The organism is Streptococcus sp. oral taxon 058 str. F0407, from assembly GCF_000235485.1.
Taxonomy (GTDB): Bacteria; Bacillota; Bacilli; order Lactobacillales; family Streptococcaceae; genus Streptococcus.
Genome location: NZ_JH378888.1, coordinates 487,534 through 497,490, shown reverse-complemented (window position 1 = coordinate 497,490; position 9,957 = coordinate 487,534). Strand labels below are relative to the sequence as shown.

The 9,957-nt window shown below is 41.2% G+C and carries 7 protein-coding genes, 2 tRNA genes and 1 pseudogene; 9 read left to right on the top strand and 1 reads right to left on the bottom strand.

What is annotated here, in order from left to right:
* Positions 1–679 (top strand): annotated as a pseudogene (locus HMPREF9184_RS09970) (IS3 family transposase); the annotation flags it as partial.
* 42 nt (positions 680–721) lie between these two features.
* Here HMPREF9184_RS09970 and plsY read toward each other — a convergent pair.
* Positions 722–1,363 (bottom strand): glycerol-3-phosphate 1-O-acyltransferase PlsY, encoded by a 642-nt coding sequence (gene plsY / locus HMPREF9184_RS06905; RefSeq protein WP_009444320.1) that lies wholly within the window; start codon positions 1,361–1,363, stop codon positions 722–724.
* Positions 1,364–1,498: 135 nt separating this feature from the next.
* On the opposite strand from plsY, the gene parE reads away from it, so the two are divergent.
* From parE to HMPREF9184_RS06860, 8 genes are all read left to right on the top strand, one after another.
* Positions 1,499–3,442 (top strand): DNA topoisomerase IV subunit B, encoded by a 1,944-nt coding sequence (parE, locus tag HMPREF9184_RS06900; protein ID WP_000037302.1) that lies wholly within the window; start codon positions 1,499–1,501, stop codon positions 3,440–3,442.
* A 629-nt stretch (positions 3,443–4,071) separates the two neighbouring features.
* Positions 4,072–4,887, top strand: a complete 816-nt coding sequence (locus tag HMPREF9184_RS06890; protein WP_001258590.1) for an aminoglycoside 6-adenylyltransferase — start codon at positions 4,072–4,074, stop codon at positions 4,885–4,887.
* A gap of 100 nt (positions 4,888–4,987) precedes the next feature.
* Positions 4,988–5,482: a GNAT family N-acetyltransferase gene (locus HMPREF9184_RS09510; protein ID WP_083822907.1), complete on the top strand. Its 495-nt coding sequence runs from the start codon at positions 4,988–4,990 to the stop codon at positions 5,480–5,482.
* 192 nt (positions 5,483–5,674) lie between these two features.
* Positions 5,675–8,155 carry a DNA topoisomerase IV subunit A gene (gene parC, locus HMPREF9184_RS06880; RefSeq protein ID WP_009444318.1) on the top strand — a complete coding sequence of 827 codons (2,481 nt, stop codon included), beginning with the start codon at positions 5,675–5,677 and terminating at the stop codon, positions 8,153–8,155.
* A 115-nt stretch (positions 8,156–8,270) separates the two neighbouring features.
* Positions 8,271–9,308 carry a branched-chain amino acid aminotransferase gene (locus tag HMPREF9184_RS06875; RefSeq protein ID WP_332251329.1) on the top strand — a complete coding sequence of 346 codons (1,038 nt, stop codon included), beginning with the start codon at positions 8,271–8,273 and terminating at the stop codon, positions 9,306–9,308.
* A 112-nt stretch (positions 9,309–9,420) separates the two neighbouring features.
* The gene (locus tag HMPREF9184_RS06870) at positions 9,421–9,651 is read left to right on the top strand and encodes a DUF2969 domain-containing protein (protein WP_000037107.1); all 231 of its coding nucleotides are present in this window, start codon (positions 9,421–9,423) and stop codon (positions 9,649–9,651) included.
* A gap of 49 nt (positions 9,652–9,700) precedes the next feature.
* Positions 9,701–9,781: transfer RNA gene (locus HMPREF9184_RS06865), tRNA-Tyr, on the top strand.
* A gap of 9 nt (positions 9,782–9,790) precedes the next feature.
* Positions 9,791–9,862 (top strand) — tRNA-Gln (locus HMPREF9184_RS06860).
* Positions 9,863–9,957: the final 95 nt, after the last annotated feature.

Genomic DNA, 9,957 nt, shown 5'->3' with positions numbered 1-9,957 from the left:
GCTATCGGAGAGTTACTCTTGAACTAAGAAATCGTGGCTTTACAGTGAATCATAAGAAGGTCCAACGTCTGATGAAGGACCTTGGTTTAACAGCTCGAATTCGTCGGAAACGCAAGTATTCTTCCTACCAAGGAGAAGTTGGCAAGAAAGCAGAAAATCTCATTCAACACCAGTTTGAAGCAACGAAACCAATGGAAAAGTGCTATACGGATGTGACAGAATTTGCCATTCCAAATAGCACACAGAAACTCTATTTATCGCCTGTTTTAGATGGCTTTAACAGTGAAATTATTGCTTATCATCTTTCTACTTCGCCTAATTTAGAACAAGTAAAAACGATGTTGGAACAGGCCTTCACAGAGAAACACTATGAGAATACCATTTTACACAGCGACCAAGGCTGGCAATACCAACACGATTCTTATTATCGGTTCCTAGAGAGTAAGGGAATTCAAGCATCCATGTCACGTAAAGGTAACAGCCCAGACAAGGTATGATGGAGTCCTTCTTCGGTATTTTGAAATCAGAAATGTTTTACGGTTATGAGAAGCACTTTAGGTCTTTAGAGGACCTTGAACAAGCTATTGTGGACTACATTGATTACTACAACAACAAACGAATTAAGGTCAAACTAAAAGGACTTAGTCCTGTGCAATACAGAACTAAATCCTTCACTTAAATTATTTGTCTAACTTTTTGGGGTCAGTACAAAACTGGCGTTTTATTTTTTAGGATTTTGATGAGTTAAGTTCAGTCCCCAAGGAACGAGGTTTTCAGTTTTGTTTTTGATGCGTGTGATATTATCCTTATGACGAATGATAATCAAACTAGCAAGTGCTAGGATAATCAGAGTGAAGAGAAGGTCATAGCTACTTAAGATAAACCCAAATAGTGGAAAAATCAGAACTCCAATTACAGCAGCAATAGAAGCAACAACGCTAGATAGTGAAATCATACTGCCAAGATAGAGGGTTCCAAAGAATATGACTGCTAGGTAGAGACAGAAGACAGGCGCAAATCCGAAAATCACACCAGCGCTGGTTGCGACAGCCTTGCCCCCTTTAAATCCTGCAAAGATAGGAAAGGTATGTCCAATCACGGCCAAAAGTCCAAAGACAAGAGGTGATACACCTTGTAGGTGGAAAAGAATTGGAAGTGGTGTGGCCAAGGTTCCTTTGAAAAAATCAATCACAAAGGTTGCCATCCCTGCTTTCTTACCCAAAATACGGAAAGTATTGGTCGTTCCAGTATTTCCAGAACCATGTTCACGCAAATTTGTTTGAAAAAAAGCTTGTCCAATCCAAAGACCAGACGGAATCGAACCTAGCAGATAAGCTAAAATTAATAATACAAATGTCATCATAGACCTATTATACCATGAAATGCTGTAGAAAGGCTGAGAATATCTTGTGAAATTGTGACAGCTGAATGGGAAAAACTTTGCAAAATACCTAGAAAACCTGTAAAATAGTAAAGATGAACGAATAGGAGGTTCCTTGTGTCAAAAAAGGAAATCAATATTAATAACTACAATGATGATGCCATTCAGGTGCTAGAAGGGTTGGATGCGGTCCGTAAACGTCCAGGGATGTATATCGGATCGACTGACGGTGCTGGTCTCCATCACCTAGTCTGGGAAATTGTGGACAATGCAGTCGATGAAGCCTTGTCTGGCTTTGGTAATCGCATTGATGTGACCATCAATAAAGATGGCAGTTTAACAGTAGAGGACCATGGCCGTGGGATGCCGACTGGTATGCATGCCATGGGAATTCCAACCGTTGAGGTTATCTTTACCATTCTCCACGCTGGAGGAAAATTCGGTCAAGGTGGCTACAAGACTTCTGGTGGTCTTCACGGAGTGGGTTCTTCTGTCGTTAATGCCCTATCAAGCTGGTTGGAAGTTGAAATCACCCGTGATGGTGCAGTCTACAAGCAACGTTTTGAAAATGGTGGTAAGCCAGTTACGACTCTTGAAAAGGTGGGGACAGCACCCAAGTCTAAGACAGGTACCAAGGTTACCTTCATGCCGGATGCGACTATCTTTTCTACGACAGACTTCAAGTACAATACCATTTCAGAACGCATCAATGAGTCAGCTTTTCTCTTGAAGAATGTAACCTTGTCATTAACGGACAAGCGAACAGAAGAAGCGATCGAGTTTCATTATGAAAATGGGGTGCAGGACTTTGTTTCCTATCTGAATGAAGACAAGGAAACCTTGACACCAGTACTATACTTTGAGGGTGAAGAAAATGGTTTCCAAGTGGAAGTTGCCCTCCAGTACAATGATGGATTTTCAGATAACATTCTCTCCTTTGTCAATAATGTCCGTACCAAAGATGGTGGAACGCACGAGACGGGGCTCAAGTCTGCCATTACTAAGGTTATGAATGACTATGCGCGTAAGACAGGTCTTCTCAAGGAAAAGGATAAAAACCTTGAAGGTTCAGACTATCGTGAGGGACTAGCAGCCGTTCTTTCTATCTTGGTTCCGGAAGAACACCTCCAGTTTGAAGGACAGACCAAGGACAAACTTGGAAGTCCACTAGCTCGCCCGATTGTTGATAGCATTGTCGCAGAAAAATTAACTTTCTTCCTCATGGAAAATGGAGAACTAGCTTCCAATCTCATCCGCAAGGCTATCAAGGCCCGTGATGCCCGTGAAGCAGCACGTAAGGCGCGTGATGAGAGCCGAAATGGTAAGAAAAATAAAAAAGATAAGGGCTTGTTGTCTGGGAAATTAACACCAGCCCAGTCTAAAAATCCTGCTAAGAACGAACTCTATCTGGTCGAGGGGGATTCTGCCGGCGGTTCTGCCAAACAAGGTCGTGACCGTAAATTCCAAGCTATTTTGCCTCTTCGTGGTAAGGTTATCAATACAGCCAAGGCCAAGATGGCGGATATCCTTAAAAATGAGGAAATCAACACCATGATTTATACAATCGGTGCGGGTGTCGGAGCAGACTTCTCTATTGAAGATGCCAATTATGACAAGATCATTATCATGACAGATGCGGATACCGATGGTGCCCATATCCAGACCTTGCTCTTAACATTTTTCTACCGTTACATGCGTCCGCTAGTTGAGGCAGGACATGTCTATATCGCTCTCCCTCCTCTTTACAAGATGTCTAAAGGTAAAGGCAAGAAAGAAGAAGTGGCCTACGCTTGGACAGACGGAGAGCTAGAAGAACTCCGCAAGCAGTTTGGTAAAGGCGCTACCCTTCAACGTTACAAGGGACTTGGTGAGATGAATGCGGATCAACTCTGGGAAACAACCATGAACCCAGAAACGCGTACCCTCATCCGTGTCACGATTGAAGACCTGGCTCGCGCCGAACGTCGCGTCAATGTCCTTATGGGAGATAAGGTCGAACCACGCCGTAAGTGGATTGAAGATAATGTCAAGTTTACGCTGGAGGAAGCGACAGTGTTTTAAATGTTTAATCATTTGAAATCATAGAAGTTAATATTATATTACACTTTTTTATAAAAGAGGTTATAAAGCAAAGGAGGTTGAATAGTGAACAGTTCTTTAATAATGATGTTTTTCATTTTCGAAATTATTGTAATCGCTGGAATAATTCTTGATGCAATATCCAATAAAGAGAAAATGGAATATTCAAGCTCACTAACTTCCTTAGCATTTATGGTGTGTAATATTGGTGTATTCGTATTATTTAATCCGTCTCTAGACGAACCCTACTTAAAAGTATTTTTAAGAATATTTTATATACTAACCCATATACCTTTAAGTCTAATTTATTCAATTACTACTCTTTATAAAAGTATCAAACACGTTAAGTATTTTCCTAGTAGGTTTGTTCGGATATTACTATGCAACGTTACGTTTATATTTCTCCTCTCAATTGTAAATGTTTTAGTATTATTTAGAGAAACGAAAGAAATTTATATACTTATTTTCTTGCAAGGCTTTTTTTCAGGAGTTCAATTTCTGCTTTGGGTTCTTGAAAGAAAAAGAATACAGAAACTTCAAAAATAAAAGCAAGAGGGACTTCCTATCCCTGACCCATTTTCAAACAGCTCTAAGTGATGAAGGAGTGAAAGATGAGAACTGAACCCGAAATGTTTGATTTAATTTTTCAAACTGCAAAAGCGCTCCAAGTCGATACTGTCGCCATGTCTGGTTCACGAACGGATACAAAAGCACCAAAAGATGAATTTCAAGACTATGATGTTGTTTATATCGTGGACGACTTAGATAATCTGACAAGTGACCTTTCTTGGTTGGACCAGTTTGGCAAACGTCTGATTGAACAGTATAATGTGCTGGGAAACCGTCGACTTTATCTCATGCTCTTTGAAGATGGCAATCGGATAGATTTGACCCTTTGCCCCAAAGACCACATTCAAGAGTGGGTGGATAGTGAGGCCGATTATACAGTTTTGAAAGATGAGAAAGGCTTGTTTGAGTCCTATACTACAAGTCCTCAACGTTACTGGACAAGTCCAGCTAGTCAGACAGATTTTGAAAAAGCCTGCAATGAATTTTGGTGGGTATCAGCCTACGTGGTTAAAGGGATTTGTCGTAATCAGCTCATCTACGCGACCGACCATCTCTACGATATTTGCCAACAAGAACTCTTGAAGGTCTTGGCTTGGCAGGTAGCAAGTGATAAGGGAAAGGTCGACATCGGCAAGAACTATAAATATCTCTTTAACTATTTGCCTGCTGAGAAAGAAAAGGAATTCTCGAATTTGCTTGATTTCTCAAGTAGGGATAAAATCACTCAGTCTTTGTTTGCTACGATGAGACTTTTCCACAGAGAAGCGCAGGCCTTCTCTCTCAAGACTGGTTTTCCTTATGATAAAGAAACTGCAGAAAAAATGATTCAGTACGCTAAAGAGAGACTTAGACTCTAAATTTCGCTATGCAACTTTAGGTTCGCTGGTCTCATACACTATTTCAGCTAGCTATTACAAAAGAGAAAGGCAATCAGTCATGAAGCATAACAAATAGTCCATTACACTTCGTGAAGCACGCGAAAATGATAAAGAAATTTTTGTCGAACTGACATCTGCTCTAAGCCGATTCAACAGGCAACACCATGATGAAAAATCAACATACGATGATTATTCGCAGGTTCTTGAAGCTATTAAAAGCCAGGCACTAAAAACATTTGAAAATAGATATGATGGACGAACACACATTATTTTAGCTGAATATCATCAAGATATTGTAGGTTATGGCTTGGCAAGGGTGTATGATGAAGACGCAACTGCGGATAATGGAACAGGTCAAATAGGACTGATTGATGAACTGTTTGTCAGCGCCTCTGTTAGAGGGAAAGGAATTGGGCATATGTTGTTGGATGACTGTATGGAGTGGCTGAAGAGAACTAATATCCAGCGTGTTAAACTTCATGCTTACTCGTGGAATGATAGTGCAAAGTGCATTTATGAGCGCAAGGGATTTAAAGCCTACGCTATTTCCTATGAAAAATGGCTAGAAGAATAGATAACAGTTAGTTATGAGAAACTAAAATCCCTAGACCTTTCATCTTTTCTCTATTTAAAACCTACTCTACATTCTTTGAAAGGAGTTGAACACGCCCTAAATGCTGTGTGAAAAAGATAAATTCTCTGGTGAACTTGCTTACTTCAAGAATTTTCTATTTTCACTTGATATTTTACGGGCTCTGTATCCTATATGAGTAACATTCAAAATATGTCCCTGGAGGACATCATGGGAGAGCGCTTTGGTCGCTACTCCAAATACATCATTCAAGACCGGGCTTTGCCAGATATTCGTGATGGATTGAAGCCGGTTCAGCGTCGCATTCTTTATTCGATGAATAAGGATGGCAATACTTTTGACAAGAGTTACCGTAAGTCTGCCAAGTCTGTCGGGAACATCATGGGGAATTTCCACCCACACGGTGATAGTTCTATCTATGATGCCATGGTTCGTATGTCACAGGACTGGAAGAACCGTGAGATTCTAGTTGAAATGCACGGTAATAACGGTTCTATGGATGGAGATCCGCCTGCGGCAATGCGTTATACCGAGGCGCGTTTGTCTGAGATTGCTGGTTACCTTCTTCAAGATATCGAGAAAAAGACAGTTCCCTTTGCTTGGAACTTTGACGATACCGAGAAAGAGCCAACTGTCTTACCAGCAGCCTTTCCAAACCTTCTAGTCAATGGTTCGACTGGGATTTCAGCTGGTTATGCCACAGACATTCCTCCCCATAATTTAGCTGAGGTTATTGATGCGACGGTTTACATGATTGACCACCCAACTGCCAAGGTGGATAAACTCATGGAATTCTTGCCTGGACCAGATTTCCCAACAGGGGGGATTATTCAGGGTCGTGATGAAATCAAGAAAGCCTATGAAACTGGGAAAGGGCGCGTGGTCGTTCGTTCAAAGACTGAGATTGAAAAGCTAAAAGGTGGTAAGGAACAAATCGTTATCACTGAGATTCCTTATGAAATCAATAAAGCCAACCTGGTTAAGAAAATCGATGATGTTCGTGTCAATAACAAGGTGGCAGGGATTGCTGAGGTTCGGGACGAATCTGACCGTGACGGTCTTCGAATCGCTATTGAGCTCAAAAAAGACGCTAATACGGAGCTGGTTCTTAACTATCTATTCAAATATACTGACCTTCAAATCAACTACAACTTTAACATGGTGGCGATTGACAATTTCACACCTCGTCAGGTCGGGATTGTTCCAATCTTGTCTAGCTACATTGCCCATCGTCGTGAAGTGATTTTGGCGCGTTCCCGCTTTGACAAGGAAAAGGCTGAGAAACGTCTCCATATCGTCGAAGGTTTGATTCGCGTGATTTCGATTTTGGATGAAGTCATTGCTCTTATCCGTGCTTCTGAGAATAAGGCTGACGCTAAGGAAAATCTCAAGGTCAGCTATGAATTCACAGAGGAGCAGGCTGAGGCTATCGTTACCTTGCAACTGTATCGTTTGACCAATACCGATGTGGTTGTCTTGCAGGAAGAAGAAGCAGAACTTCGTGAGAAAATTGCCATGCTTGCAGCGATTATCGGTGATGAGCGGACCATGTACAATCTCATGAAGAAAGAGCTTCGTGAGGTCAAGAAGAAATTTGCGACTCCTCGTTTGAGTTCTTTAGAAGATACGGCAAAAGTCATCGAGATTGATACAGCTAGTTTGATTGCCGAGGAAGACACCTATGTTAGCGTGACCAAAGCTGGTTACATCAAGCGTACCAGCCCACGTTCCTTCGCAGCTTCCACTCTGGAAGAAATTGGCAAACGTGATGATGATCGTTTGATTTTTGTACAATCTGCCAAGACAACCCAGCACCTCTTGATGTTCACAACTCTTGGGAATGTCATTTATCGACCAATCCATGAGTTGGCAGATATTCGCTGGAAGGATATCGGAGAGCATCTGAGCCAGACTATTACAAATTTCGAAACTAACGAAGAAATCCTTTATGTTGAAGTAGTGGATCAGTTTGAGGATGCGACAACCTACTTTGCTGCAACTCGTCTTGGTCAAATCAAACGGGTAGAACGCAAAGAGTTCACTCCATGGCGGACCTACAGGTCTAAGTCTGTCAAATATGCTAAGCTCAAAGACGAGACAGACCAGATTGTAGCAGTGGCTCCGATTAAACTAGATGATGTTCTTTTGATTAGCCAAAATGGTTATGCCCTTCGTTTCAATATCGAAGAGGTACCAGTTGTTGGTGCCAAGGCAGCAGGTGTCAAGGCCATGAACCTGAAAGCAGATGATGTGCTTCAGGCAGCCTTTATCTGTAACACCTCATCCTTCTACCTCTTGACCCAACGTGGTAGTTTAAAACGTGTTTCTATTGACGAAATTCCAGCAACTAGCCGTGCCAAACGAGGTCTACAAGTCTTGCGTGAGTTGAAAAACAAACCGCATCGTGTCTTCTTGGCAGGAGCAGTTGCAGAACAAAGCTTCATCGGTGATCTCTTCAGTACAGAAGTGGAAGAGAACGACCAAACACTGCTTGTCCAATCTAACAAGGGAACAATTTATGAAAGCCGATTGCAAGATTTAAACTTGTCAGAACGCACTAGCAATGGAAGCTTTATTTCAGACACCATTTCAGATGAAGAAGTTTTCGATGCTTACCTCAAAGAAGTCTTTAAAGAAGGGAAAGAAAATCCATAAAAAGAATCAGTCCAAGTGACTGATTTCTTTTTGTCGAGAAAATTTTCAGAAAATTACAAATAATACTTGAAATTTTACTAGAAAAGTGTAGAATAGAACACATAGTTTGAATAGTATAAAGGAGAAACACATGACAGTTGCAATTGATTGGGAAAACCTTGGATTTTCTTATATGAAATTACCTTACCGTTATATCGCTCATTATAAAAATGATCAATGGGATCAAGGAGAGTTGACAGAGGATGCGACTTTGCATATTTCAGAGTCTTCTCCAAGTCTCCACTATGGACAGCAAGCATTTGAGGGATTGAAAGCCTATCGTACGAAGGATGGCAGTATCCAACTTTTCCGTCCTGATGAAAATGCCAAGCGTCTGCAACGTACCTGTGACCGTCTCTTGATGCCCCAAGTTCCGACAGAAATGTTTGTAGAAGCTTGTAAGGCAGTTGTCCGAGCAAATGAAGAATACGTACCACCATACGGAACAGGTGGAACCCTCTATCTCCGTCCTCTTTTGATTGGTGTCGGAGATATCATCGGGGTAAAACCAGCAGAGGAATACATTTTCACCATCTTTGCTATGCCAGTTGGTAATTACTTTAAAGGTGGTTTGGTTCCAACTAATTTCTTGATTCAGGATGAATACGACCGTGCAGCACCAAATGGTACGGGTGCGGCCAAGGTAGGTGGAAACTACGCTGCCAGTCTTCTACCAGGTAAAATGGCAAAATCACGTCATTTCTCAGATGTTATCTACCTAGATCCTTCAACACATACAAAGATTGAAGAAGTCGGTTCAGCTAACTTCTTTGGAATCACGGCTGACAATGAATTTGTTACACCTTTAAGCCCCTCTATCTTGCCATCTATTACCAAGTACTCGTTGCTCTACTTGGCAGAACACCGCTTGGGCTTGACACCGATCGAAGGTGATGTTCCGATTGACAATTTGGATCGTTTTGTTGAGGCAGGTGCTTGTGGAACAGCAGCAGTTATCTCCCCAATTGGGGGAATCCAACACGGCGACGATTTCCATGTTTTCTATAGTGAAACAGAAGTAGGTCCTGTAACACGTAAGCTCTATGATGAATTGACCGGTATCCAATTCGGTGATGTTGAAGCACCTGAAGGATGGATTGTCAAAGTGGACTAGACGACATGAAGCAAAGAGAAACTCCATAGCAGTTATAATGGCTGAAATGGAGTTTTTTCTTGCTAGTTTGAGCATTTTCCTGTACAATAGAAAAAGTGAAAAGAGGTAAAGTATGAGTAAAAAAGATAAGAAAATTGAAATTCAATTAACAGATGCAAAAGTGACTGTTGGAAAAGACAGTTATGAAGGTTACGTTTTGACGATCGGGAAAAAGGTTATTGGTGAAATTGCCGAATTAGATAGTCAATTTGCCATCATAAAGAATGGAAATGTCGATAGTTTTTATAAAAAACTTGAAAAAGCTGTGGAAATTTTGATTGAAAACTATAATTTAACAAAATAATGCTTGTTTTTTTGAAAATTTCATGATATAATAGTTTTCGTTAAGCATTGGAGAGATAGCGAAGAGGCTAAACGCGGCGGACTGTAAATCCGCTCCTTCGGGTTCGGGGGTTCGAATCCCTCTCTCTCCATCTCATCATTGGGGTATAGCCAAGCGGTAAGGCAAGGGACTTTGACTCCCTCATGCGTTGGTTCGAATCCAGCTACCCCAGTTCTTAGGTAATAAATTCAAGATAAAAAGAAAAATATCTTAGGGTATTTTATTTTTATATTGAAAGACATGAACAAAACGAACATGTTCTTGCGG

Excerpts from the sequence above, each read along its gene's own strand:
- plsY (WP_009444320.1), bottom strand. The coding sequence starts at position 1,363 with ATGATGACATTTGTATTATTAATTTTAGCTTATCTGCTAGGTTCGATT.
- HMPREF9184_RS06890 (WP_001258590.1), top strand. The coding sequence starts at position 4,072 with ATGAGAACTGAACCCGAAATGTTTGATTTAATTTTTCAAACTGCAAAA.
- parC (WP_009444318.1), top strand. The coding sequence starts at position 5,675 with ATGAGTAACATTCAAAATATGTCCCTGGAGGACATCATGGGAGAGCGC.
- HMPREF9184_RS06870 (WP_000037107.1), top strand. The coding sequence starts at position 9,421 with ATGAGTAAAAAAGATAAGAAAATTGAAATTCAATTAACAGATGCAAAA.